A 1104-nucleotide genomic window follows, 5' to 3' on the forward strand; every position below is an offset into this window, starting at 1 on the left:
GGCTATCACTTTCCCCTATTATTTCAAACAGATAGACACCTTCTATGATGTAGTACTAAAAGGAACTCACCACAACAATATTGTCGATATTTTCTGCCTGGACAGCACCGAACTACACAAAGCACAACAAAAACTAAGTGCTACCAACAATAAACTGGCAATGGCACTGGACGTAGCCAATATCGTGCCCTGGAAATGGGATTTGCGAAGCAAAACCATACTTTGCGACATCAATAGGCCTATTGAGCTTAGCACAAACGATAAAGACGTGAATGAAGAACAATTGGCAGTGCCCGATTCCCAATATTTCTCAAAGATATTCAAAGAAGACCGTAAACGGGTAGAAAAAGCCTATGATGACCTGATAGAAGGGCGATCGGATAAAGTCAGGGAAGAATACCGGGTTATCAATGTACAGAATAACATTCACAGAATCGAATGGGTGCAAGCCGCTCACCCTGGTCGGTTCTTCACTAGTCATCACCACACGGAAAAAGATGGAAATGGAATTGACCACAGCCAGAGACCGGGCAGAAGAATCCAATCGTCTGAAGTCTGCCTTCCTCGCCAATATGAGCCATGAAATCCGTACTCCCCTCAACGCTATTGTCGGTTTCTCCGGCATATTGGCTTCAACAGACGAGGAAGAGGAAAAGCAGGAATATGTGAGCATCATTGAAAACAATAATACCTTGTTATTGCAATTAATCAGTGACATTCTTGATTTATCAAAGATTGAAGCCGGAACATTGGAATTTCAATATTCCAACATAGACTTGAACAAAATGCTGAACGAGTTAACGAGCTCAACATTCTGGTTCACGCTGCCATATAAAGCCGCAATAGCCGTAGAAGAAAGCATAAAAAAAGAGGAAATTCAGCCGATAAGTATAGAAAAAAACAAGTTTACCATTCTGATTGCCGAGGATAATGAAAGTAACTACAAACTGTTCGCATCCATACTAAAGGGAGAGTATCAATTAATTCATGCCTGGGATGGACAAGAGGCGGTGGAAATGTTCAAGCAATATAATCCGCAGATTATATTGATGGACATCAATATGCCGGTCATGGACGGTTACGAGGCAACTAAAGAAATACGCA

1 pseudogene is annotated in these 1104 nt (G+C 41.6%); it reads left to right on the forward strand.

The features are described from left to right. Positions 1-1104, forward strand: a pseudogene (locus tag AB5935_RS27645) (histidine kinase dimerization/phospho-acceptor domain-containing protein); the annotation flags it as partial.

Source organism: Phocaeicola sp. RTP21198st1_B8_RTP21198_201120 (genome assembly GCF_040929485.1).
GTDB classification, from domain to species: Bacteria; Bacteroidota; Bacteroidia; order Bacteroidales; family Bacteroidaceae; genus Phocaeicola; species Phocaeicola dorei.